Annotated in this window: 21 protein-coding genes and 2 pseudogenes; 6 read left to right on the top strand and 17 right to left on the bottom strand. The window is 40.8% G+C overall.

Features of this window, described 5'->3' with window-relative positions; all coding sequences use genetic code 11:
* A partial coding sequence (ahpF, locus tag MKL35_RS15625) for an alkyl hydroperoxide reductase subunit F (protein ID WP_270913922.1) occupies positions 1-1442 on the bottom strand: 1442 nt, incomplete at its 3' end.
* A gap of 259 nt (positions 1443-1701) precedes the next feature.
* Here ahpF and MKL35_RS15620 point away from each other — a divergent pair.
* Both MKL35_RS15620 and MKL35_RS15615 read left to right on the top strand, forming a co-directional pair.
* On the top strand, positions 1702-1920 hold the full coding sequence (locus MKL35_RS15620; RefSeq protein ID WP_016805480.1) for a DUF1653 domain-containing protein: 219 nt from the start codon (positions 1702-1704) through the stop codon (positions 1918-1920).
* Between the two features lie 36 nt (positions 1921-1956).
* Complete coding sequence (locus MKL35_RS15615; RefSeq protein WP_032012074.1) at positions 1957-2544, top strand: O-methyltransferase; 588 nt, start codon at positions 1957-1959, stop codon at positions 2542-2544.
* A 62-nt stretch (positions 2545-2606) separates the two neighbouring features.
* Here MKL35_RS15615 and MKL35_RS15610 read toward each other — a convergent pair whose 3' ends face one another.
* Together MKL35_RS15610 and ahpC are read right to left on the bottom strand one after the other, a co-directional pair.
* Entirely contained in the window at positions 2607-2822 is a 216-nt protein-coding gene (locus tag MKL35_RS15610) for a KTSC domain-containing protein (RefSeq protein WP_002049514.1), read from the bottom strand.
* 192 nt (positions 2823-3014) lie between these two features.
* A complete protein-coding gene (gene ahpC, locus MKL35_RS15605; RefSeq protein WP_002049519.1) occupies positions 3015-3578 on the bottom strand; it encodes an alkyl hydroperoxide reductase subunit C in 564 nt (187 codons plus the stop codon).
* 352 nt (positions 3579-3930) lie between these two features.
* On the opposite strand from ahpC, the gene hrpA reads away from it, so the two are divergent.
* The gene (gene hrpA, locus MKL35_RS15600; protein WP_106479718.1) at positions 3931-7788 is read left to right on the top strand and encodes an ATP-dependent RNA helicase HrpA; all 3858 of its coding nucleotides are present in this window, start codon (positions 3931-3933) and stop codon (positions 7786-7788) included.
* 95 nt (positions 7789-7883) lie between these two features.
* Complete coding sequence (locus MKL35_RS15595; protein WP_032012072.1) at positions 7884-8990, top strand: beta-ketoacyl-ACP synthase III; 1107 nt, start codon at positions 7884-7886, stop codon at positions 8988-8990.
* A 100-nt stretch (positions 8991-9090) separates the two neighbouring features.
* Here the strand turns inward: MKL35_RS15595 and MKL35_RS15590 are convergent, their stop codons facing one another.
* The 7 genes and pseudogenes from MKL35_RS15590 to benA form a co-directional block, all read right to left on the bottom strand.
* Complete coding sequence (locus MKL35_RS15590; RefSeq protein ID WP_032012071.1) at positions 9091-10347, bottom strand: OprD family outer membrane porin; 1257 nt, start codon at positions 10345-10347, stop codon at positions 9091-9093.
* A 44-nt stretch (positions 10348-10391) separates the two neighbouring features.
* Positions 10392-11750 carry an aromatic acid/H+ symport family MFS transporter gene (locus tag MKL35_RS15585; protein ID WP_032012070.1) on the bottom strand — a complete coding sequence of 453 codons (1359 nt, stop codon included), beginning with the start codon at positions 11748-11750 and terminating at the stop codon, positions 10392-10394.
* Between the two features lie 466 nt (positions 11751-12216).
* Positions 12217-13410 (bottom strand): benzoate/H(+) symporter BenE, encoded by a 1194-nt coding sequence (gene benE, locus MKL35_RS15580; RefSeq protein WP_032012069.1) that lies wholly within the window; start codon positions 13408-13410, stop codon positions 12217-12219.
* Between the two features lie 57 nt (positions 13411-13467).
* Entirely contained in the window at positions 13468-14253 is a 786-nt protein-coding gene (locus MKL35_RS15575) for a 1,6-dihydroxycyclohexa-2,4-diene-1-carboxylate dehydrogenase (RefSeq protein WP_032012068.1), read from the bottom strand.
* A 21-nt stretch (positions 14254-14274) separates the two neighbouring features.
* The gene (benC, locus tag MKL35_RS15570; RefSeq protein ID WP_031963114.1) at positions 14275-15291 is read right to left on the bottom strand and encodes a benzoate 1,2-dioxygenase electron transfer component BenC; all 1017 of its coding nucleotides are present in this window, start codon (positions 15289-15291) and stop codon (positions 14275-14277) included.
* A gap of 52 nt (positions 15292-15343) precedes the next feature.
* A pseudogene (benB, locus tag MKL35_RS15565) lies at positions 15344-15863 on the bottom strand (benzoate 1,2-dioxygenase small subunit).
* Positions 15860-17242, bottom strand: coding sequence for a benzoate 1,2-dioxygenase large subunit (gene benA, locus MKL35_RS15560; protein WP_001137400.1), 1383 nt, complete (start codon positions 17240-17242; stop codon positions 15860-15862). Before benA ends, benB begins: the two are co-directional and overlap by 4 nt.
* A gap of 174 nt (positions 17243-17416) precedes the next feature.
* Between benA and MKL35_RS19425 the strand changes: the two are divergent.
* A pseudogene (locus tag MKL35_RS19425) lies at positions 17417-17485 on the top strand (hypothetical protein); the annotation flags it as partial.
* Between the two features lie 44 nt (positions 17486-17529).
* A complete protein-coding gene (locus tag MKL35_RS15555) occupies positions 17530-18489 on the top strand; it encodes a LysR family transcriptional regulator (RefSeq protein WP_000423280.1) in 960 nt (319 codons plus the stop codon).
* A 49-nt stretch (positions 18490-18538) separates the two neighbouring features.
* On the opposite strand, the gene MKL35_RS15550 is transcribed toward MKL35_RS15555, so the two are convergent.
* The 7 genes from MKL35_RS15550 to MKL35_RS15520 form a co-directional block, all read right to left on the bottom strand.
* On the bottom strand, positions 18539-19420 hold the full coding sequence (locus MKL35_RS15550; RefSeq protein WP_106479720.1) for a SphA family protein: 882 nt from the start codon (positions 19418-19420) through the stop codon (positions 18539-18541).
* A gap of 185 nt (positions 19421-19605) precedes the next feature.
* A complete protein-coding gene (locus MKL35_RS15545; protein WP_032012066.1) occupies positions 19606-20667 on the bottom strand; it encodes an NADH:ubiquinone reductase (Na(+)-transporting) subunit F in 1062 nt (353 codons plus the stop codon).
* 14 nt (positions 20668-20681) lie between these two features.
* Entirely contained in the window at positions 20682-21044 is a 363-nt protein-coding gene (locus MKL35_RS15540; protein ID WP_270914050.1) for a phenol hydroxylase subunit P4, read from the bottom strand.
* A gap of 59 nt (positions 21045-21103) precedes the next feature.
* Positions 21104-22630 carry an aromatic/alkene/methane monooxygenase hydroxylase/oxygenase subunit alpha gene (locus tag MKL35_RS15535; RefSeq protein WP_270914048.1) on the bottom strand — a complete coding sequence of 509 codons (1527 nt, stop codon included), beginning with the start codon at positions 22628-22630 and terminating at the stop codon, positions 21104-21106.
* Between the two features lie 45 nt (positions 22631-22675).
* Complete coding sequence (locus MKL35_RS15530) at positions 22676-22942, bottom strand: MmoB/DmpM family protein (RefSeq protein ID WP_000049448.1); 267 nt, start codon at positions 22940-22942, stop codon at positions 22676-22678.
* An 11-nt stretch (positions 22943-22953) separates the two neighbouring features.
* Positions 22954-23955 carry an aromatic/alkene monooxygenase hydroxylase subunit beta gene (locus tag MKL35_RS15525; protein ID WP_032012063.1) on the bottom strand — a complete coding sequence of 334 codons (1002 nt, stop codon included), beginning with the start codon at positions 23953-23955 and terminating at the stop codon, positions 22954-22956.
* A gap of 21 nt (positions 23956-23976) precedes the next feature.
* Positions 23977-24264, bottom strand: coding sequence for a phenol hydroxylase subunit (locus MKL35_RS15520; protein WP_032012062.1), 288 nt, complete (start codon positions 24262-24264; stop codon positions 23977-23979).
* Positions 24265-24331 lie beyond the last annotated feature (67 nt).

The following is a 24331-nucleotide window of genomic DNA, read 5'->3' as shown; positions in this document are numbered from 1 at the left end:
ACATTGGTTTCATTGCGGTCATTGACAATAATCTCGCCACGATTAGTTAACTCAACTTCACTTTCTTTCAAGAAGTCAGTGTTTGGTAATAAACCAATCTGTACAAAGATTCCTGCAAGCTCGACCACATGCTCTTCATCAGTTGCACGGTCTTTATATTTAAGACCTGTTACTTGTGAACCATCACCCAATACTTCTGTGCTTAAGGCATTCATAATTACTGTGGTGTTTGGCAAGCTATGCAATTTGTTTTGCAACACTTGGTCTGCACGAAGTTTAGTGTCAAACTCAACCAAAGTTACATGCTCAACAATACCTGCAAGGTCAATCGCCGCTTCAACACCTGAGTTACCACCACCAATCACGGCAACACGTTTACCTTTGAACAGTGGACCATCACAGTGCGGACAGTACGCTACACCACGGGTACGGTATTCAGCTTCACCCGGTACATTCATTTCTCTCCAACGTGCTCCTGTTGAAAGGATCACAGTTTTCGATTCAAGTTTTGCACCGTTTTCAAGTTCAACTTCAACCAAGCCATTTGCTGTTTGGTTGGCACCTGTGATTTTGCTAACACGTTGTAGGTTCATGATATCAACATCATATTCACGAACGTGTGCTTCCATCTCGGCAGCAAACTTAGGACCTTGAGTCTTTTGCACAGAAGTGAAGTTTTCAATGTCCATGGTATCCATGACCTGACCACCGAAGCGTTCAGCCACGATACCAGTGTTAATACCTTTACGTGCTGCATAGATTGCTGCTGTTGCGCCTGCAGGTCCACCACCAATCACCAATACATCAAACGCATCTTTGGCATTGAGTGCTGCTGCATCTTTTTCAGCAGAGTTGGTATCAAGTTTTGCCACAATTTCTTCAAGCGTCATACGACCTTGACCAATATGTTCATTGTCTTGGAACACCATTGGTACAGCCATGATTTTGCGTTGTTCCACTTCATCTTGGAAGAAAGCACCATCAATCATGGTTGCCGTAGTGTTCGGGTTATAAATGGCAATCAGGTTAAGCGCCTGTACCACGTCCGGACAGTTATGACAGCTAAGTGATACGAATACATCAAAGTTGGCTTTGAGGTTTAAACCTTTAATTTGATTTAAAACCTCATCCGACACTTTAGGTGCATAGCCAGACACTTGTAACAGTGCCAAGATCAAAGATGTAAACTCATGGCCCATTGGTAAGCCTGCAAAGAACACACGAGGCTGTTCACCTGCTTTAGCCACACCAAAGCTTGGACGACGTGTATTGTTACCGTCAAAACGGGCTGTTACCTTGTCAGAAAGCTCAGCGATTTCAGTTACTAATTCTTTAATTTGGGCAGCTTTATCTGATTCATCCAAAGCAGCAACTAATTCGATTGGACTTTCTAAACGTTCTAAGTAAGCTTTTAATTGAGTTTTAATGTTTTGATCTAACATTTGTTTTTACTCCAATGCATCCAAATTCTTTCAATAGATGCATAGTACGTGAAAACAATGAATAGGTAAAACAGTATGTTTTTATGTATTTGATCGGTTTTTTGAATGTTTGTTTGATTTAGGCATGAGTTGAAAATATTAAAAAGAGAATCCCAATCTCATTTTTACTTTTGCGATATTTTAAAGTGAAAGTGTTTGAAAATTTATATATGTTATATGGCTGTAAAGATTTTATGTCATAACATTAAAAGGTAGTTTCATGTCATTGCAACGCGGTATTTATCAGCATTATAAAGGTAATCTCTATCAAGTTTTTTCTGTAGCAAAACACAGTGAAACTGAAGAGGAATTGGTCGTTTATCAGTGTCTTTATGGTGATTATTCAACTTGGGTTCGACCACTTGCTATGTTTACTGAAACCGTCCAAATGAGTGATGGTAGTGTCGTACCGCGTTTTAAATTAATCCAAAGTACTTAACTAAAACAGCTGTCATATAAAGAAGGAGTAAAATAGATGCCAAATACTATTTTCTTACAAAGAGTTGCTGATTTATATGACACCTTTAAACAGCATGACTCACAGCAGCCTGATCGTTTACAGCGATATCGCAATATTGAAGTAGAATCTGCAAAATTACTCTCGCAATTTATTCGTATGCAGCAAGCCAAAACTATTTTAGAAATTGGCACTTCGACAGGTTATTCAACTTTATGGTTAGCTGAAGCTGCACAGGCAACTGGAGGGCAGGTGACCACAGTTGAAATCGATGAAAAACGAAGTGCAGAGGCAAAACGCCATGTAGCTGAGTTAGAGCTCAGTGAAATTGTTCAATTTTGGGTAGGAGATGCAGCCGATTACTTAAAAGAGGCAAAAGAAACATTCGATTTTATTTTGTTAGATGCTGAACGTGATGTATATGAAAGTTATTGGCCAGATTTAAAACGATTAATTAAGCCTAAAGGTGGTGTTTTAGTGGTTGATAATGTGATATCTCATGCAGCAGAAGTAAATCCTTTTTTATCTTTGATTAAAAAAGATACAGATTTTATGAGTAGTATTTTGCCTGTAGGTGCAGGTTTATGTTTAGTGGTCACAAAATAGTTTTACTGAAATAATTTTATATTTCAGTCGGGCCTGTTTTGAGCAAGCCTTTTTTATAGTTGTTATGAGGCAATCACCAAAGAAAGTCGAGTAAAGTGCAAATTAAATTCTAAATATTTATGTACAAAAGCAGCTTTGTCTGTTGAACGTAATAAGTTGTCATAAACAAACTCAGGGACAGGATGATATAGATCTCCAGAACCGTCGCTATAAAAGATTTTTAAATGACGCGATGTAGCATTATATTTCCATGAAGTGACAACCGCTGTATTCACCATAAATGCACCCCTTTATTTCATATCAAACTTACTCAAAAATTAACCAGTTGTTTATTTGACATTACTCAATGTTTAAGTAACGGGGAAGGGCAGAATTGTAAAAGTATCAGTAGAAAATGTGATGTGCTTATTCAAAACAAAAGAACCATCCGATAAAGGACGGTTCTTCGAGTTTTTAAAATCTAATAGAGATTAGATTTTACCAACTAGGTCGATAGATGGAGCAAGAGTAGCTTCACCTTCTTTCCATTTAGCTGGGCAAACTTCACCTGGGTGAGAGTGTACGTATTGAGCAGCTTTTACTTTGCGAAGAAGTTCAGATGCGTCACGACCGATACCGCCAGCGTTGATTTCAACGATTTGGATTTTACCTTCTGGATCGATAACGAAAGTACCACGGTCAGCTAAACCTTCAGACTCAATTAAAACGTCGAAGTTTTTAGAAAGAGTCCAAGTTGGATCGCCAACTAATGGGTATTGAATTTTCTTGATCGCGTCTGAAGTGTCGTGCCAAGCTTTGTGAGTGAAGTGAGTGTCAGTAGAAACACCGTAGATTTCTACGCCTAATTTTTGGAATTCAGCATAGTTGTCAGCTAAGTCTTCAAGCTCAGTAGGACAAACGAAAGTAAAGTCAGCTGGATAGAAGAATACAACAGACCATTTACCTTTAAGGTTAGTTTCGTTAACTTCAACAAATTGGCCGTTGTGGTAAGCAGTTGCTTGGAAAGGTTTAACTTCAGTATTAATCAAGCTCATCATTGTCTCCATGATTGAGGTTTATATTTAAACTTGTTTACGAGATGTAGAATAAATAAAAATTCTTTATTGGGGAAATAGTATTTTTACATGACTAAAATCGGAAAATTGAATAAGTGTGAAATTTTCGATTTTTAAGTCCCCAAATACTGTATTCGATTTGACTGCAAAAACATGTAAATCAAATGACAGTTATAGTAAAAGAAACTTGCTTAACAACATGAAGCTTACATACTAAAAATTCAAGAGTGAAATGTAAAAAAATTAAAAATATATAAAAAACCAATTGTTTTACCTTATGGTCATTAAGGCGTAAAATAGAGGATTGTTGAATTTTCAGGAAAATTTATCTGTGCTGAATGGTTTAAATATAGATCAATGGGTGATGGCGAGAGATCGTTACCGTTTAAATCGTTTACGTAAAGATAAAAAAGCCAATACTTCAGAGATTGAAAAATTATTTGAACAGTCTAATGCAAAAGTTAGACAGCGGTTTGAACGCTTACCAAAAATCAAATTAAATCAGGATCTTCCTGTTACCCAATATGCTGACCGTTTAATAGAAGCGATTCAAAAGCATCAGGTCATTATTGTGGCAGGTGAAACAGGTTCAGGTAAAACGACTCAGCTCCCTCAAATTGCAATGCTAGCAGGGCGTGGCTTGACCGGTATGATTGGTCACACCCAGCCACGTCGTTTAGCTGCGCGTAGTGTTTCACAGCGTATTGCTGAAGAAGTCGGCGAAAAACTTGGCGAGTCAATTGGTTTTAAAATCCGTTTTAATGAACAAGGTTCGCAAGATTCGATTGTCCGGTTAATGACCGATGGTATTTTGCTTGCCGAGTTAGGCAATGACCGCTTTTTGTCTAAATATGACACGATCATTATTGATGAAGCACACGAGCGCTCACTCAATATCGATTTTATTATGGGCTATTTAAAGCAGTTATTGCCAAAACGCCCAGATTTAAAAGTCATCGTGACTTCGGCAACTTTAGATGTAAATCGTTTTAGTAACTACTTTAATAATGCACCAATTTTTGAAGTAGAAGGACGTAGTTATCCGGTTGAAGTACGTTATCGCCCAATTTCAGAAATGAATATTGGTGGTAGTGATGACGACGAGTTCGATGACTTTGAAGAAAACCTTCCGCGTGCAGTCGTACAAGCTGTAGAGGAATGTTTTGCTGATGCCGAAGAAAAAGGCCATCCAGAACATGCAGATATTCTGATTTTCTCAAGTACAGAGCAAGAAATTCGAGAATTGCAGGAAACTTTACAAAAGTACGGGCCGAGACATACCGAAATTTTACCTTTGTATGCGCGCTTAGCCGTTTCTGAGCAACAAAAGATTTTTAGCCCAAGTGGAAAGGGTCGCCGTATTATTATTGCAACGAACGTTGCAGAAACTGCACTAACTGTTCCTAATATTCGCTACGTGATTGATAGCGGCTTTGCACGTATATCTCGTTATAACTACCGTTCACGCGTGCAACGCTTACCGATTGAGGCAATTTCACAAGCTGCAGCAAATCAACGTAAAGGGCGTTGTGGTCGTGTTGCTCCAGGTGTATGTATTCGTCTATATAGCGAAGAAGACTTTTTAAGTCGTCCTGAGTTTACCGAACCTGAAATTAAGCGAACTAACTTAGCATCGGTTATCCTGCAAATGCAGAGCTTAGGTTTAGGTGAGCTGGAAAACTTTGATTTCATTGAGCCGCCAGATTTCCGTCTAGTCAATGATGGTCGTAAGTTGCTCATTGAGTTAGGTGCGCTGAACGAGAAGAAAAACGAACTGACCAAAGTCGGCCAAATGATGGCACGTATGCCGATTGATCCAAGACTCGCACGTATGATTGTGGGTGGGGCTCACTTTGGTGTACTCAAAGAAATTTTGGTGGTGGTCAGTGCACTTGCAGTTCAAGACCCGCGTGAACGTCCAGCAGATAAACAGATGCAGGCTGACCAAAAGCATGCCTTATTTAAAGAGGCTGATTCTGACTTTCTGTTTTATTTAAAACTTTGGGATACTTTAAATCCTAAAGGTGAAGCAGGGATGTCGGAAAACAAGCGTCGTCAATTTGCTAAGCAGCATTTCTTAAGCTGGTTACGGTTACGTGAATGGAAACAAACACACCAGCAGTTGGTCGAGCTGGCTGAAGGTTTAAAACTTAGTTTTAATGAAAAACCTGCAAACTATGAAAACTTGCACCGTGCGTTGCTGACCGGTTTATTATCGTTCATTGCCAATAAAACTGATGAACGTAATACTTTTATGGCGGTGCGTCAGCAAAAGGCTAAAGTATTTCCGGCCAGTACTTTGCATAAAACCAATACTGCGTGGGTGATGGCTTTTGAGATGGTGGAAACATCTCAAGTTTATTTGCGTACATTAGCCAAAATTGATCCTGAATGGATTTTGCTTGCTGCACGCGACTTATTGAAATATCACTATTTCGAGCCGCATTGGTCTAAAAAAGCCGGTATTGTAAATGCTTATGCACAAATTTCATTGTTTGGTTTAATTATTGAACCGAAGCGTTTGGTTAATTTTGAGAAAGTTGACCAACCTGCTGCCCATGAGATTTTCTTACGTGATGCATTAACCACAGGAAATCTGGGGACAGTTCCACCATTTTTAAAACACAATTTGCTTAAACTTGAAGAAGTAGAGCGAGTTGAAGATAAATTGCGTCGCCGCGATTTAGTGGTCGATGAAGAAACGATTTATCAGTTCTATGCCTCTAAAATACCTGAAGAAATCGCAAGTCGTCGTAGTTTTGAAGACTGGCGTGCAACGGTAGAAGCAAAAAATCCGCGTTATTTATATGTAGAAGATGATGCGCTTTGGCTCAATGACCGTCCGACCACGCAGCAATTCCCTGATCATTTACATAATGGCCAGTTGCGCTTGGCAACTACTTACCGTTTTGACCCTAGCCATGATGAAGATGGAGCAACGGTTCAAATTCCGGTACAAGCTCTTCCTCAGGTCGATGAAAATATCTGGTCTTGGGGGATTCCAGGTTGGCGTTTAGATTTAATCGAAGCACTACTAAAAGCTTTACCAAAAGACAAACGTCGTAATGTAGTGCCTATTCCTGACACAGCTCGTAAGCTCATGCAGGGCATTGATGCGGTGCATTTGCGGCAGCATATTTTTAGCTATCTTGCATTTGCTTTACGCGGTGAGCAAATTACCGATAAAGATTTTTCATTTGAACGAATAGATCCGTATTTGGTGCCTTTTATTAAGGTCATTGATGAAAAAGGTAAATTAATTGCCAAAGGCCGTGATTTAGCTGAGTTGAAAGCTCGCTGTCGTGTTGAAACTCATCGTCCAGTAAAACAGCAAAAAGGCGAGTTTAAAACTTTCCCTGAAAACTTTACCTTTGAAGCTTCACAAAAGGTGACAGGTGTTGTTGTTAAACAATATCAAGCTTTAGTGCCAACCAAAACTTTTGCTGAACTTGAAGCGAAAGATGAGTCCGGTGTGGTTATACAAACCTTTAATGATCAGTCAGAGGCGATTAAACAGCATCGGGAAGGTATTATTCGTCTGGTCCATATGCAGCTTGGTGATTTGGTTCGCCAGTTGAAAAAGCAGATTTCAAAACCACTTGCGCTTGCTTATTCACCTTTAGGCGATAAAGCTAAGCTTGAGCAGATGCTGGTCTATGCAACATTGCAGATAGCAATCAAGACTTTGCCAATTAATGCTGATGAATTTAATCAACTTGTAGAACAAGTCAAAAAGCAATTTTTGAGTTATGGTCAGCAAGCACTTGAGCAGTTAAGTGATATTTACATTCAATGGCAGCAAATTCGTCGTCAGCTTTTAGTACTTGATCCGGATGTGTTTGGACGCAGTATTGATGATATTGAAGATCAGTTAGATCTCATGTCACTTGGTAACTTTGTTTACTGCCAACCAGTCGATCTTTGGCAGGAATATCCGCGTTATTTAAAAGCGCTGCTATTGCGTTTAGACCGATTGCCAAATAATCTACAGCGAGATCATGCCGCTATTGATGATGTCGATCCATGGATGGACAAGGTATTTAAATTCAAAAACGATCCAAGAATCAAAGAATTGTATTTGATGTTGGAAGAATTTCGCATTTCTTTATTTTCTCAGCCGATGAAAACCAAGATGCCTATTTCACCAACTCGACTGCAAAAGTTATGGGATCGTTTGGGAATCAGTTAAGATAGATCGGGGTTTGTTTATGCGTTTGTTTAGCCTACAACGCAATTTATAAATGAAAGATTAACAGACCCTATTCATTTTTTTAGGAGTTTTACATGGGCATTCGTATCACAGGTACTGGGTTATTTCACCCAACAGAAATCATTTCTAATGAAGAACTGGCCGACAGTTTAAATGCTTATGTGGAACAATATAACCAAGAGAATGCAGAGAAAATTGCAGCAGGTGAACTAGAAGAATTACGTGGTTCTAGTGCTGAATTTATTGAAAAAGCTTCTGGTATTAAGCGCCGCTACGTTGTTGAGAAATCAGGTATCCTCGATCCAACGCGTTTACGTCCGCGTTTGTCTGAACGTTCAAATGACGAACTTTCACTTCAAGCTGAATGGGGTGTAATTGCTGCAAAACAGGCAATGGAAAATGCAGGGGTAACTGCTGAAGATATCGATGTTGTGATTTTGGCATGTTCAAATATGCAGCGCGCTTATCCGGCTGTAGCAATTGAAATCCAGTCGGCACTTGGTATTCAAGGTTATGCCTATGACATGAACGTGGCATGTTCAGCTGCTACTTTTGGTTTAAAACAAGCAGCAGATGCAATTCGTTCAGGCGCTCGCCGTGTTTTATTGGTGAATGTCGAGATTACATCTGGTCACCTAGACTACCGTAACCGTGATTGTCACTTCATTTTTGGTGATGTTGCGACCGCTTCTATTATTGAAGAAACCACTACTAAAACTGGTTTTGAAATTTTAGATATTCATTTATTTACTCAATTTTCAAACAACATTCGCAATAACTTCGGTTTCTTAAACCGTAGCGAAGATGCAGTGGTTGACGACAAGTTATTCCGTCAAGATGGCCGGAAAGTCTTTAAAGATGTTTGTCCGTTGGTGGCAAAAATCATTAATGCCCAGTTGGAAAAAATGCAGTTAACTGCAAACGATATTAAGCGTTTCTGGTTACACCAAGCTAATGCCAACATGAATGAATTAATCTTGAAATATGTGGCTGGTAAAGATGCAGATCTAAGCCGTGCCCCAATTATTCTAGATGAGTTTGCCAATACCTCTTCAGCAGGTGTGATTATTGCTTTACACCGTACAGGCCATGAAGTAGATAATGGCGAATATGGTGTGATTTCATCTTTCGGTGCTGGCTACTCAGTAGGCTCGATTGTTGTGCAAAAGCACGTTGCTTAAGTTACTAGATTAATTAAAAAACGCTCGTAAGAGCGTTTTTTTATGGCTCAAAAATAATAAAGCGGACCAAAAGTGGCCCGCTTAAGTTAAATCAAAATGATTAAAACTTTTTAGTGTAGTTTACAAACAGACGATCTTCACCAAAGTCATTGCCATGTTTTACGTTGTAATCAATCCGAATGTATTGCAGGGCAAGACCTTTTAAGAAAGGCTGCTGAAATGCATAGTTTAAAATCACATTCGACTCGGTTTCGTGGTTTTTCTCGCCATTGGCTGCTTTAAAGTCATGGCCATAGACATATTTCACCATTGCATTTAGACCAGGCATATAGTCTTTAAAGTCATAGCCGTACATGATGTGGTAAGACTTTTCGTCTTCTTTAAAGAAGCCAGTGGCATTCCAGTTAATGAAATAAGTCTCTGGCAAAAAACCATCCGGTAATGGATAAGCCGACTCACCCATAATTTGTTGGTACCCCAAACCAAAAGTATGATTTTTCACTTTAAGTGTCTCTAACACCCCAATGTTTTGCGCATCAATATCAAAAGTATTGCCATCATCTTTTGCATTGAAGTATTTAAACTTAGAAGTAAGAGCAAAAGTTGGCTGTTTTAACGTATGTTCAAGCCCGACATAGTGTTTGTTGTAGAGATCTTCTAAATTACCAAAGTAGTATTCACCCTTGAGTGACGGCGTAAGTTGATAGCGCAGGTCAATATAATTTAAACCATCAGATTCTTTGGTAATTCCATTTGATGTGAAAGAAAACTTTTTAAAGTCTTCTTCATTTCGTGGAGAGACTTTTTCAACCCGACCAATTTCTGCATAAAGCTGATCTGAAAGTTGTGATTTAAGATTGGTTCCCCAATATGAAGCAAGCAGTTGTCGGCTGGTATCGACAGCCGTTACAGGCAGGTCTAACCAGAGTTCACCGACACTTAGCAAGGTTTTGTCATAACCTAGTTTTAAAGTTGCGCCGTATTTTAAAAAGTCAGATGCTTGTGATTGAGTTTCTTTATTAAAAGGCAAAACTGTGTCAGCAACATGTTTGTCTGAACTCAAGCGTACGGCGTATTGAACAGAAGCATCTGCACCAATCGTGATTGGTTTGTCTGCAATTTGCAGTGGAGTGTCATGCATTTTCGATTTATAAAATAATGACGCTGCCTGAGACCAGCTACCCGTATCTTTGAGGGCATCATTATCAAAATTACGGTTGATATAGGCATTTTTTAAAGTGAATTTCCATTCATCTTCGGGCTGCTGATTTGGATTTGCAGCGAATGAATTGCCACACATCAACACTAAGGTCGCGAAAGTTAAAGCACATGGCTTAAAGCGGTGTAATAATTCCATAATCCATTTCCAAAAAGATGCGCCAGTCCTCGGCGCATTTATATTTACTGCTGGGTAAGCGTGTTTTGAGGGTTAAAAGTTGATGGCGTTTGTGCGGCAACAGAGGCTTTTAGATTGACCATAAATATTGCAAGTGCAGCAATCACACCCGGAATTGCAATCGCTAAGAAATTCATTTGGTGAGGAAGCTCAAGTGTGAGTAGGGCTCCTGTTAAAACTGGTCCGATAATCGCACCAATACGACCAATTCCAGATGCCCAGCCCATGCCAGTTGAACGAAGTGCTGTTGGATAGAACTGTGCCACGAAAGTGTAGAGTAAGATTTGTGAACCAATGGTGGCAGCGCCAGCAATCGCAATCAGGCTATATAAAATAAATTGTGGACTATTAATGCCAAGCAGAATTAAAGCTGCTGATCCCACAATAAACATAATGGTAATGACAGGTTTTAAATGGAATCTATCTGCTAAAGCACCGCCACCAATTGCACCGACCATGCCGCCAATATTGAGTGCAAACAGGAATAACATGCTCGCACCTAATGAGTAGCCCGCTTGTAGCATGAGTTTAGGTAACCAGCTGCCTAAGGCATACACCATGAGTAGGCACATAAAGAAAGCAATCCAGAACATAAATGTACTGAAAGTACGACCCTGTTGGAAAAGCGCACGGACAGGTGCATCTGTTGTGGTGCTCTCGTTTAATACCAGTTGAGTATTGGCGTTTACCTGAGTTTGAGGTGCAATTTTACTCACAATACTTTTCGCCTGCTCGCTATGGTTTGATTTCACTAGAAAGGCGAGAGACTCTGGCAAAAATTTCCAAATGAGCGGGAGCAGTAACAAGGGAATACCCGCAATTAAAAACATGATTTGCCAGCCCATATCTTTAACGAGCCATGCGCCGAGTAGCGCAGATGTCATGCCGCCAATTGCATAGCCACTAAACATGATTGCGACCAAGGTACTGCGGATTTTTTTAGGGGCATATTCGGTCATAAGTGCCACAACGTTTGGCATAACGCCACCAATCCCAAGACCTGCAATAAAGCGCAAAATAGCAAACTCAGTTGGTCCTTTGGCAAAGGCACCCATAAAGGTAAATCCGCTAAATAAGGTGACACAAATCAGGATAGTTTTTTTACGTCCCAGTTTGTCTGAAAGTGTGCCGAAAATCATGGCACCAAACATCATGCCGAATAGAGCGGCACTGGCGAGTAAACCAGCTTCAACAGCAGTTAATGACCATTGCTGCATTAACAGAGGAAGAGCAACCCCATAAATAACTAAATCATATCCATCAAAAATAATAATAAGTAAGCACCAGATTAAAACTTTCCAATGAAAAGGTGTAAAACGGGCTTTATCAATTAACTCATTAATATTAACCTTGCTCATATCCATTTTCTTCACCTCCAATTTGTGAAGCATCGTGTTATTTTTTAATAAACTATTTTGTTATTGGAATAGAGTCAAAAACCTAATTGATATATCTTTATGTCTTTAAGGTATTGTGCTTTTATTGATTTAATTGTTTGAAAAATATTTATTTATTTTTATTTTTTTAGCTGGATTTATTGTGCTTTTAAAATGGGGTTAAATATTATATTGTGAGAATTTTAAGGTTTTTATAGATATCTTTTTACAGATTTTATTGCTGAAAATCACAGCTAGAAATATAGCTAAATTTATATTAGGGGTTGAAGTGGAAATAAATAAAAATATTAAAGTCAATTATTTTAGAAACTCATCTTAAAAATGAAATTTAATTTATATTAAATAAAAATTGCCAAATTAGGGTTGGCAAATTATTTGCATCCTAATTTGGCATTTGAAGCTTTATTTTAGTGCTGGGCGCTTAGATAAAAAACTAATTAGTAGCTGGATTTGAGCGTGGTGTGAGAATGAAATGGGCGATTACACCAATACAAATACCCCAAAAAACTGAGCTTAATCCAAGGAAATGCATGCCTGATGCGGTAGCTAAAAAGGTAATAAGTGCAGCATCACGTTGACCATCATTTTTCATGGCAACAGAAATATTGGTCGCAATCGCTCCAAGCAAGGCTAAACCCGCCAGTGCTGCCACCAGCTCTTTAGGAAGTAAGCTAAATAGCATGACAATACTGCCAGCAAATAAGCCTCCTAAAACATAAAAAATCCCATTGGCAATTCCTGCAATATATCGTTTTTCTTTCAGTTCATGTGCATCTTTACCCATACATAAAGCAGCGGTAATTGAGGCAAGCACAATGGTAATACCACCGACACAGGCAACGGCTAACGAGGCAATACTGGTAGCTGTAATAATGGGTTTGGCTGGCGTGTCGTAACCGCTGAGTTTCATAATCGCCATACCCGGTAAAAATTGGCCGGTTAGGCTGACTAAAATAAGAGGAACAGCGAGGTTGAGTGTTGAGTTCCACGTCCATTCCGGGCTAATCCACTGTGGGATTGCTAAATTAAAACTCACATCAACCGGATTCATTTTGCCTAAAATGAGGCTTAATAAAACTCCGGCAGCTAACACCCAAATCATGGTGTAGCGCGGCATTAAACGTTTGGCAATTAAAAAGACAATGAGCATGCTAAAAACAATAAAAGGCATGCTATCAGATGCAGTAAATAGGTTAATACCGAACTGAAAAAGAATACCTGCCATCATGCCCGCAGCAACATCTTGTGGAATCCACTTCAGTAATTTGTCGAAGTAACCTGTAATGCCAATTAAAAAAATAATGATGGCAGAAGTAATATAGGCGGCTACCGCTTCATTCAGTGAGACATTTGGAAATAGGGTAACTAACAGGGCAGTACCCGGTGCAGACCACGCGGTGATGACAGGAGTTTTATATTTAATCGAAAGATAAATACCTGAAACGGCAGCACCAATTGAAATTCCCCAAATCCATGACACCATCATATCGGTGGACACATGGGCACGCTGAGCAGCTTGGAAAAAAATAATCAGTGGGCCTGAGTAAGAAATTAAAACTGCAAGAAAGCCAGCAACTGTTGCTGATATGGACCAGTCATTTTTTAATGTCTTGAACAGGGTTGCCATGTGTGATTGCCTCCATGCAAATCATGTTATTTACCCAAACATATAAAAAGATCAGGATTAACCCTGATCTCCACCTCCGACCGGAATGACCGATCCCGTCATATACGATGCGTCGTCTGATGCAAGAAATAAAATTGCATTGACTTGTTCTTGAATTGTGCCATAACGGCCCATAAATGTTCGATCTTTTGTTTGATCAACTACTTGTTGCATCCAGTCTTTTTCATTTTGACTTAACGGGTTGGTATTACGTGGTACTTTGCGAGGCGGTGCTTCGGTTCCACCCGTCGCAACGGCATTGACTCGAATTCCGTCTTTGGCATGTTCAAAAGCAAGCGATGCTGTTAAAGCATTTACCCCACCTTTAGATGCCGAGTAGGGAATACGATTAATACCACGGGTTGCAATGGAAGATACATTTACAATAACACCCGCTTGTTGCTTAATCATGGTCGGTAACACAGCGCGGCAGCACCATAAAGTTGGAAACAATGAGCGATTCACTTCCTTAACGATTTCTTCTTCGGAAAACTCTTCAAAAGGTTTCATCCAGATCGCGCCACCTACATTATTAATCAGGACATCGACCCGACCATAGTGTTCAATGGCTTTTACAACTACCGCTTGCGCGCCTGCATAGGTTTCTAGGTCAGCATTAATCGTGACAGCATCGCCACCTGCATTCCGAATTTCTTTGAGAACGTCTTCAACATATTCAGAGCGGTCAGCCATGACGACTTGTCCACCTTCAGCTGCAACTTGTAGTGCCACACCACGACCAATGCCTTGGGCACTACCCGTAACAATCACGACCTTATCGATAAATCTTTGACGGTTTGACATAGATAATTTCTCCACCTTAAGTTAGTTTGCAGAGAATTTTTCAAACAAGAAGTTTGCTGGTTTGATATTTTCAGTTTCTAACCAACTACGTACCGCCTCTACCATCGGTACTGGGCCACATAGATAAACATCGACGTCGCCACCGTTTAACCATTCACTTTCAATATGACCCGTTACATAGCCTTTGCGTTCATGGTTACTCTCAGGGCTTGCAACTACAGTGCGGTATTCAAACCATGGGAATTTCGCCTGCAACTCATTGAGTTTTTCTAGAGCAACTAAATCAAAGTCATTGGTTACACCAAAGACTAAACGAACAGGTTGTTCGGAGCCTTTTTCTTCAAGCACTTGTAACATCGACATAAATGGGGCAATACCAGTACCGCCTGCCAGCATAAGCACTGGACGCACTACATTACGTAAATAGAAGCTACCGAATGGACCGGTAAAAGTCATTTTGTCGCCAGTTTTGGCATTCTTGCTTAAGAATTCACTCATTTTGCCATTCGGTACGTTACGTACCACAAAGCCCGTTAAGCGGTTGCCCGGTTTTGAGCTAAATGAATATGAACGTGTTTCGCCAGTTTCTGGAATTGCAACATTCACATACTGACCTGCAAGGAAATGAATATCCGGTTGTCCTTCATCAAGTTGAATATCAAATGTGATGGTTGAGTCTGATAAGTTTTCAACGCGGGCCAATGTACCTTGGAAGCTATGAATTTCTGTTTTGCAAACATCTGAAGACGCTTGAATCTGAAATACGGCGTCTGAAGTTGGCCGACATTGGCAAGCAAGAATATAGCCTTGCGCAGCTTCTTCAGGGGTTAATGCATCTTCAATATAGGTTTCTTCTGGCATATCATAACTACCGGACTCGCAAAATGCGCGGCAAGTTCCACATGCACCATCACGGCAGTCCAAAGGAATATTAATTTTTTGGCGATAGGCTGCGTCAGATAGGGTTTCGCCTTGAGCTACACTAATGAAACGTGTAACACCATCTTCAAATTGAAGTGCAACATTGTGGTTTGACATGGCATGTATCCTACAAAATATTTGAAACTTTTACCCTCAGCCAACAGTCCGTTTAGCTGAGGGGGTATGTCTTAAAGGTGGTAAATATCAATGACTTGATTGATGTAGTCATTTTTCAAAACGACATACTTGCTCAAGATTTTTGGTTGATCACCTGAAAAATCGATCACATAACGTGACATACCGAAATAGCTGTAATTTGTCTTATAACGGAAACTTAAGGTATTCCAGTTAAAGCGAACAGTGACTTTGTCGCCGTCGCGATCGAGAACTTCAACGTTGGCAATATTGTGGCTTGTGCGTGTGTCCGGCATGGTTGCAGATGAGCGTTCGGTTTTAATACGGAACACTCGATCTTCTAAACCTTGACGGTCTGGATAATAAATAAGTGAAATTTCAGATTGTGGATCTTCAGTTAATCTATCGTCGTCATCCCAAGCTGGCATCCAGAAAGAAGCTTCTGGCGCATAGCATTCAAGCCAGTCATCCCATTGTTCATCATCTAAAAAGCGAGCTTCACGATAGAGAAACTGAGCAATATTTTCTAAAGTTGCTTTGTCTTGAGCACTCATGCTGTTTCTCCCTGATCAGCAATTTCTTTCTCTGATGCAATCGCGTGTTTCATGGTTTTTAACCAATATTGATGCTGGGCCAGATACAGGCCTTCATCTTCAGTTTTGATACCACTTAACATTGGTTTTAAACCGATTTCGTTTGCTGCATCATCTGGTCCATAAATCCAGTGTTTTGAACCGCGGCACATGTCATTCCATTCAAGTGCAATACCGGCGTAACCTGCCTGACAAGCACGGAACTCTTCTAAATCGTCTGGCGTTGCCATACCTGATGCATTAAAGAAATCTTCATATTGACGGATACGACGTGCGCGAGCTTCAGGTGCTTCACCTTTAGGCGCGATACAGTAAATGGTGACTTCGGTTCGATTGACTGAAAGTGGGCGAAGTACACGAATTTGCGAACCGAATTGATCCATCAAATAAACATTTGGATACAGACAAAGATTACGTGAACGCTCAATCATCCATTTCGACATCGCTTCACCGTATTTTTCGGTGTATTCGTCTGCTTTTGGGAAGTTAGGACGGTCTTCTGGGTTTGCCCATTGTGTCCACAGCAACATGTGTCCATTTTCAAAGCCATACGAGCCACCGCCTTGTTTACCCCAAGAACCTGCACTCATGGCACGAATGTTATCGGCAGCTTGAGTTTCTTTACGGTGCTGAGTCGTTGCTGCATAGTTCCAGTGAACAGCAGAAACATGGTAACCATCGGCACCATTTTCAGCAGTGAGTTTCCAGTTGCCTTCGTAGGTATAGGTAGATGAACCACGTAAAACTTCTAAACCATGTTCAGACTGGTCAACAATCATATCGATGATTTTGGTGGTTTCACCCAAAAATTCTTCAAGCGAAGGAACATCGGGATTTAAGCTACCAAATAAGAAGCCTTTGTAGCTCTCAAAACGAGCTACCTTTTTAAGGTCATGTGAACCGTCTTGGTTAAAGCAGTCAGAGTAACCTGCGTCAGTTGGGTCTTTTACTTTGAGCAATTTACCTGAGTTATTAAAAGTCCAGCCGTGGAAAGGGCAAGTATACGTTGCTTTGTTACCACGCTTGTAACGGCAAAGTTGTGCTCCGCGGTGTGAACACGCATTGATCATGGCATTAAGTTCGCCGTTACGGTTACGGGCAATGATAATCGGCTGACGACCAATATAAGTCGTGTAATAATCATTATTATTTGGAATTTGGCTTTCGTGTGCCAAGTAAACCCAGTTACCTTCGAAGATGTATTTCATTTCGAGGTCAAATAAGGCTTCATCAGTAAAAACTGAGCGGTGAAGTTTAAATTCACCTGTATCGATATTGTCTACAAGTAATTCATCAATACGGTCAAGATGGCTGGTATTGATTACAGGAATACGTGGCATGTCCGTTCTCCGACTTTCCAAAGGGTGGAAGTCATCAAGACCTTCGCTACGGTTTAAAAGGTCTTGATATCCTAATATGTCAATGAAGCGCATAAACGCGTCGGGTGTTTAACCGCGAATGGATAAAGATAGATAGATCGAATGTTGGCCAGTATGATTTCAATCGGTGCTATACAAGTGATCTATAACTTCATCGGGTTATTGCTTGTATATACCTTAAAAGAATGGTTAAACTGTGTCTAAGACTGAATTTGCATTTTAATATATCTTAAAGGTATGGAAACCTGATGGAACTAAGACATTTACGGTATTTTGTGGCTGTTGTAGAAGAACAGAGCTTCACCAAGGCAGCCGAAAAACTATTTATTGCTCAACCGCCTTTGAGTCGGCAAATCCAAAATTTGGAAAGTGAGCTTGGCATTCAACTCTTTGAGCGTGGAAGCCGCCCTTTACAAACCACACCAGCAGGGCATTTCTTTTACCAGCATGCCGTTAAACTTTTGTCGAATGCTGAAGAAATAAAAAGTATGACCAAGCGTATTGGTCTCATCGAAAGAAGTATGACCATTGGTTTTGTCGGGTCTTTACTTTATGGGTTGCTGCCTCGAATCATTTATTTATTTCGTCAGCAGCAACCCCATCTGAATATTCAGCTCATGGAATTAAGTACTACTGAACAGTTACAGGCATTAAAAGAAGGCCGTATTGATGTCGGTTTTGGGCGTTTAAGAATTAGTGATCCCGCCGTGAGGCGTATCCTTTTACGTAAAGAGCGTTTGGTCGTTGCCGCGCATACCAGCCATCCAATTGCACAGCGCACAGAAGGGGTATATCTGGCCGACCTCATTGATGAAAAGATGTTTATGTATCCCACCTCGCCAAAACCGAACTTTTCAACCCAGCTTTTGAATATTTTTGCCGAACATAGTTTGGTTCCCAAAAATATGCATGAGATACGAGAAATTCAATTGGCTTTGGGCTTAGTCGCAGCGGGAGAAGGGATCTGTATTATTCCGGCAAGTGCCGATACCATTCGATTTCCCCACTTAAACTATATTCCGATTTTAGATAACGGCGCCGTCAGTCCAATTTTTATTACTGCACGGGCAATGGACAGAAGTGAAGACTTACAATCATTGTTTGATTGTATTTATCAGGTTTATGACTTAGAAGGGATACCTTATCAACGGACGGTTTTCACGCTCGATCAGAACCCGATAGATGATTCAAACGGTATCGATTTTTAAATAAAGAGAATGCATAGCCTCAAAAGCTGAAGCTATGCGTTGATGTGTTTTAGAAAGCCCAAATCAATTTTAGCCAGCTGGTATGGCCTTCGGGACGATATTCGACTTCGGTTTCTTTTAAAAATTTGGCTTCAATAGACCAGTTTTTATCGGCATATTGAATGCCTGGACCAATTGCAAAAGCTTGTCCTTTAAACCCAATGTCACTTCCGTTTACTTTGTCATCTGTAGTTTGTTTAAAAGCATAGCCTTCAACTGCAACTTTGAGTTTGGGGTTAATGCAATAACCTAAGCTATAGTCACCCGCAATGTATTGTCCAGACTTATAGTCGGTCGCGTCGTTACGCGTATTCCAGCTATAAGACAGTTTAGTAGAAAGATCTAAGCCTGCTGCGTTGGCATAACTATAGGCAAGAATTGGTCGAATGGTGTGATAGTTTTTCCCGAGATTGGCTTCAACTGGATGTGTCGTACTTGGAGTGTCATATTCACCTGTTCCCAGTACGGTTTCTAGGGCTGCAATCCAGTGATGATTTCCTTGATGCCAGCCGAGCATACCACCCAAAATCAAGTCTCCGAGACCTTGGTTTGAGTCAGCCATTCCATTTACTTTGAGTCTTAGATCCACCAATGGCTGGGCTGCATAAAAACCGAGTTGTCCATCCAGAATTTTTTGATCGGTCATCCAGACCAAACGAGGAACCACGGCGTTGACATCAACATGGAACTGATCGGGACCATTTTGAAACTCTGATGCGTGATAATTCTGATAATAACTAAGTAAGTAGACCCCAGCAGGTGGTAGGGCACCCGCCATCATACCTTCGGCACCTAAAGCAAAAGAGTCCGAGCCGTTTTCTGTTGCAAATGCAGAAGGAAGGTAAAGGGTGCTGATTACACCACATATGATTGCAGCAATTTTGTTATTCATAGAATGTCCTATTCTGTGTTGTTTGGCTTGTCACTAAAAAAACGTTATTCCTTAACGGTCTTTAAAAGTTTGAGTCTGTTTAACCTGTAAATTTTGAATGCAGAACTCCTGTGAGCTTTGTATTGGCTTTCTAAATTGCAAATACAAAGCTCATTTGAAAAAGTGGATTGTTGAATGATTTATTTTTAAATATGTTTGAATAAAGCAGAACGCGATTGTCCAGCAGCACCATCGGCTGCACTTAAGAAGCGTTCAGTGTGAATGTCTCGTTCGAATAAGCGACTTTGCATGAGTATTGAAATTGCCGAGTCGATCATGATGGGTGGGCCGCACAAATAGGCTTTGTGTCCACCACATCGATTTTCAAAATAATCTGCAACGGCCTCGTGCACAAATCCGGTAAATCCAGTCCATTGGTCTTCTGCTTTTGGTGCATTGAGAGCAGGGATATAGCGGAAGTTCGGATAGTCTTTTACGAGCTGTTCAAACAATTCTCGGTTGTATAGTTCTGCCAAGTCTCGTGCTCCTTGGAAGAGGTAAATCGTGCGACTATCACCAGACTCAAGTAAATCTAAAATCATCGATTGTGGACTTGAAAGACCTGAGCCACCTGCAATGAAAATGGCATTTTGATCATCTGATTTGCGTACAAAAAATTGACCATAAGGGCCTGAAATATCAAGTTGATCACCTGTGGCAAGCTGTTCATGTACATAAGTCGTCGCTGCACCGCCTTCAACTTTACGAATATGCAGCTCAACGATGCCGACTTCACTTGGTGAATTGGCAATTGAAAATGCACGAGTTCCTTCAATGTCTGGGAACTGGACATTGATATATTGGCCAGCTTGGAATTCGATTGGGCGATCTAGTTGTAGTCGGATTCCTTTAATGGTTGGCGACAGGTCTTTTATTTCAATGACAGTTGCTTGATAGTCTTGAACCAAATGACCTAAGAAATCTGGGTCTTCATCGACATCGGCCTCAATAACCATGTCAGACTGTGGTTTGCAACAGCAGGCAAGCACCTTATTTTCATCGCGTTCAATATCCATGAGCGCAAATGGTGAAGCTTCACCAACATCGTAAAAACCGACGGTGACTTGAACCTTACATGTCCCGCAAGTGCCATGACCACAGGCAAAGGGTAACCAAACGCCTTGGCGTAAAGCGGCATCTAAAATGGTTTGGTCTTCTTCTACTTCAATCGTTGTTCCGATCGGTTCAATGGTGACTTGATAACTCATGACACACCTCCGAATTAAACGTAGCTGTCGTTATAGCCATTTAATTCTGGCGTAACGAAACGAAGTAATGACTTATGCCCAAAACCAAGCTCTGCCAAGCTTTGTGTACTCTCTGGGCTAATTGTTTGGCCATCTAAGGTGTATTGCACTTTTGACCAATCAATTTTGGCAAAATCTGGATGTTGAGCAAAACCACCTGTAATTTGTTGCTCAATCAACTGTCCCAAAGTTTGTTGAGGCGAGGTAAGCATGGCATGTGCCGAGCAAAAAAGGGTGTGATGATCCCAACCCACGTAAAGTAAGAATTGATCGCCATAATTTTTTTGCAGATCCAGTGGTTCAAATTGATAGTTGTTATGTATCGCGCGAACAGTCATGTTCAATCTCCTTATTTCCTATCAGGCAGCTTGATGACTGCCTGAACAATTCCTTGTGCTTAAGCTGCGTTGCCTTTCCATTTTTTCCAGCGCTGTTGATCTGGTGAACCTTCAATATCCAGATTGTCGGCACCTACATTCATGCGGTAATAATCACGGAGCATGGTTTCGAGATCACCACCACCACAGTTGCCTTGCAAAATTTGATTTACAGGTAGCCATGCTTGTATATATTTTTCAGGCTCGCGCTCGAAAATGTCATGACAGCCATCTGAACAGGTGTGGTAGCGTTCGCCTTGGTAGATGCTATGGCGATAACTAAACTGAGTTGGGTCATCACCCATTTCGGTAAAGGTCATTGGAATCTGACAAACCTGACAAAGCTGTGGTAAACCTGCGCTGTAGAAGCGTTTACCTTCGGCTTCCATTTTGCGAGCCAGCTCCCATTTTGGACGGTAGTATTTATCGAAAGTGTCTGGATATTTAGCCGATAACCAATCCATTTCTTCGTCGGTTGGAATCCAAGTATGGAAACCGGCAGCATGACCAAAGTTATAGAAAATCCACCATGCCTGATGTGAGACGTGCTCTTTTTCTTTCACAATGACATCGCTATATTTCGGCATGCGAATGCCATAACGGCTTAAATCTTTAAATAACGCACCGCCTGCCTGCTCAAAATAAACTTCCCACGCTTCTTTCCACGACATCACTTTATTTGGCAGCATGTAATCCATCATCATGCCCACAATTGAAAGCAAACGCGTTCCACGCCAGAACCATTTATCAATCCATTCCTGAACAATAGGTACGTTGTCCTCATGCTGTTCGAGCAAGAATTTCACGATTTCCAGACCAAGTGTCATGTGGCGCGCTTCATCTGACTGTGCACTAAAGCCAAAGGTTACAGTTGCCATATCGCCGTTATAAGCTGCACCTGACATAAACGGCACAAACAGTAAGTTGGTAAGTACATATTCAAAAGCAAAACTAATTGCTAATAAAAATTCGAAAGGGCCAGCAGAACGGGCATCTTCAAAAAATGATTTAGGCACAGACAAATACCAAACACGGTCATGCATATGTGCCCAGTCCTGAAAACCATCAAAGAACTTGTTGTAATGGCTCATGGCATGAATTTGGGTCTGTACATGACGCAGCTCATCAATCGACTGCATCTGAGAAGCAATACGTGCCCCAATACCACTAAACTGACGGCCTACATGGGTATAGCCTTGATAAGCTTGATATTCAAGTGGAGTCACCGCTGTTAAAAAGAGTTTGATCGCATTTAAGTAGCGTTCATTGCTGACATTCATTTGACCATTGTTTTGAGCAAAGGCATCAAAAATGGCATAAAGTTTTTTCTCTTTTTCTGCCTGATATTTCCAGTAAGCATCCATGGTTAAACGGAATGGATCTTCCCATTTAGACCAGTCCGTAATTTTGATGCCTTCAAACTCTTCATAAGGAAAGGCCTCTTTACGGTCAGCATAGGAAAAGTCCCAGTCCAGATCACGGGTTAATGTGCGGTAACGATCTTTCGCATTTAATTTTTTGCTGGTTTCTTTGGTTTGAGTGGTCATGATTGATCATCCTTAAATCTTTGTTAAACAACGTCTATGTTGTGATTAATTCCAGTGAAGGCGGAAAGTATCGTCATCTTCTTCGACGTTGCCGCCCAGCGTAATCATGTTGAGTTGTAACGATTGGATGTCCCAATCTTGGCCTAATTTTTCAGATACGGTTTCAGCTTTAATCACCAAATCAGTTTCACTTTCAATGCGAATCATGGCGGGTAAATATTGAATTGAAGCTTCAGGGTTATCTTCTTCAATCGCTTCGATGATGTAGCGTGAAGTATCGTTGTCTTGTAATGCGAGATAGACTTTAGACATGTTGCTGCTCCTTAAGTATTTGCAAGTTTTGGTTGTAGGCCGAGTTTTTTTGCGCTATCAATCACAACTTGTTCTGCTTGATTGACTGCATCTGCTGATAAGGCTGCTGTTGCCCACGGTGTAAAAGCTGCTTTTACTTGAGTTAAAGACTGAGTGAACCATTCATTTAATAGCTGTTTGTTGTGATCGGATTCTGCTGCCGCAGTTTTAATGACGGTGTCTGACCACTTACGTAAATCACCTAAAGTGTCTTTCATAAACTCAGTCAGCATGGCTAAGTCGCGAGCATTTTGAGTGACTAACCACTGATCAAACTGTTGATAGACGAGCTCTGTCACAAAGCCGTCAATCACAAGGTTCTGTAATAAAAAGAGTTTGAAGTAGTCTTGCTCGGTGAGGCTTTCTTCACACAGACGGCGTAAGCCTTGCCATGCAGGATGTTGCATCCAAGCCTGTTTTGCCTGCTGTAGTGAGTCGCCACTGTTGCCATCTAAAGCTAAGCCGATACGCGAGATGTACTGTGCAATTCCTAAATGATCCATCGCGGCATAAATACAAGCTTGAGTAAGCACCGTGCCATACCCATAGGCACTGCCAGACATCATGTGTAAGTTTGCCGTTTGTTCAACGTGGCGAAATGGCAATAGGTACTCAATGACTTTGGCTTTGACTTCGTCAGACAAATGCTCTGCAAGCTGACGTTTTTCAAAAAAAGCAAAATTACTTTCGGCGGTGTCTTGTAAACGCGCACGGTGTTGAACATAAGTTCCATAATAGAATTGACGTGGATCTTTAAATGTATACCAATCTTGCATTTGCAGAGCAGTGTGGGTTTTATCATTTAAAGTCTTTTCAGGTTTCCACAAAGGACGATAGTGAAAGTTAGTTTCAGCTTGTACATCGAAACTCACTTCTTGATATCGAGTTGCTGGCTTACTGCCAAATCGTCTTTCAATGTAGGCGTAGTTCTGGCGGATAGGTTCGACATTTGACGTTTTGATTTCTAAAGTCATGGCTTTATCTCCTTATATTTTTTACATCTGATCATCGTGATCGTTGCTATTACGTTGCGTGCTGACTAAGGTTGCTTCAGTGCCATAGCGCCATTTTTCTTCCTGAGCGTCATTAAAAGCTTGTTGCTCTTGGGTCATTTCAACCACTTGATTGGTCTTACAAAAATCATTAAATGCATGTTTAGGCAAAACTAGTTCCACAAATAGACTTGGGTCATGAATGGCAAAATCGAATTCGATAAACTCTGCGTTTAAGTCGCCAGTGACCCGAATATATTTGGTTAATGCTTCGACTTGAGGTTGCGTCATGCTGTACTCCATCAAGACATTGTCTTGAAATTGATGAATGCTCCTTGCTCTCGATATAAGCTTTACA

The organism is Acinetobacter sp. AOR41_HL (assembly GCF_027854645.1).
Classification (GTDB): domain Bacteria; phylum Pseudomonadota; class Gammaproteobacteria; order Pseudomonadales; family Moraxellaceae; genus Acinetobacter; species Acinetobacter nosocomialis.
This window is presented reverse-complemented; position numbering and strand designations above follow the sequence as displayed.

Coding starts and splice junctions, on each gene's coding strand:
- MKL35_RS15620 (WP_016805480.1), top strand. CDS start 1,702: ATGTCATTGCAACGCGGTATTTATCAGCATTATAAAGGTAATCTCTAT.
- MKL35_RS15615 (WP_032012074.1), top strand. CDS start 1,957: ATGCCAAATACTATTTTCTTACAAAGAGTTGCTGATTTATATGACACC.
- MKL35_RS15610 (WP_002049514.1), bottom strand. CDS start 2,822: ATGGTGAATACAGCGGTTGTCACTTCATGGAAATATAATGCTACATCG.
- ahpC (WP_002049519.1), bottom strand. CDS start 3,578: ATGAGCTTGATTAATACTGAAGTTAAACCTTTCCAAGCAACTGCTTAC.
- MKL35_RS15595 (WP_032012072.1), top strand. CDS start 7,884: ATGGGCATTCGTATCACAGGTACTGGGTTATTTCACCCAACAGAAATC.
- MKL35_RS15590 (WP_032012071.1), bottom strand. CDS start 10,347: ATGGAATTATTACACCGCTTTAAGCCATGTGCTTTAACTTTCGCGACC.
- MKL35_RS15585 (WP_032012070.1), bottom strand. CDS start 11,750: ATGGATATGAGCAAGGTTAATATTAATGAGTTAATTGATAAAGCCCGT.
- benE (WP_032012069.1), bottom strand. CDS start 13,410: ATGGCAACCCTGTTCAAGACATTAAAAAATGACTGGTCCATATCAGCA.
- MKL35_RS15575 (WP_032012068.1), bottom strand. CDS start 14,253: ATGTCAAACCGTCAAAGATTTATCGATAAGGTCGTGATTGTTACGGGT.
- benC (WP_031963114.1), bottom strand. CDS start 15,291: ATGTCAAACCACAATGTTGCACTTCAATTTGAAGATGGTGTTACACGT.
- benA (WP_001137400.1), bottom strand. CDS start 17,242: ATGCCACGTATTCCTGTAATCAATACCAGCCATCTTGACCGTATTGAT.
- MKL35_RS15555 (WP_000423280.1), top strand. CDS start 17,530: ATGGAACTAAGACATTTACGGTATTTTGTGGCTGTTGTAGAAGAACAG.
- MKL35_RS15550 (WP_106479720.1), bottom strand. CDS start 19,420: ATGAATAACAAAATTGCTGCAATCATATGTGGTGTAATCAGCACCCTT.
- MKL35_RS15545 (WP_032012066.1), bottom strand. CDS start 20,667: ATGAGTTATCAAGTCACCATTGAACCGATCGGAACAACGATTGAAGTA.
- MKL35_RS15540 (WP_270914050.1), bottom strand. CDS start 21,044: ATGACTGTTCGCGCGATACATAACAACTATCAATTTGAACCACTGGAT.
- MKL35_RS15535 (WP_270914048.1), bottom strand. CDS start 22,630: ATGACCACTCAAACCAAAGAAACCAGCAAAAAATTAAATGCGAAAGAT.
- MKL35_RS15530 (WP_000049448.1), bottom strand. CDS start 22,942: ATGTCTAAAGTCTATCTCGCATTACAAGACAACGATACTTCACGCTAC.
- MKL35_RS15525 (WP_032012063.1), bottom strand. CDS start 23,955: ATGACTTTAGAAATCAAAACGTCAAATGTCGAACCTATCCGCCAGAAC.
- MKL35_RS15520 (WP_032012062.1), bottom strand. CDS start 24,264: ATGACGCAACCTCAAGTCGAAGCATTAACCAAATATATTCGGGTCACT.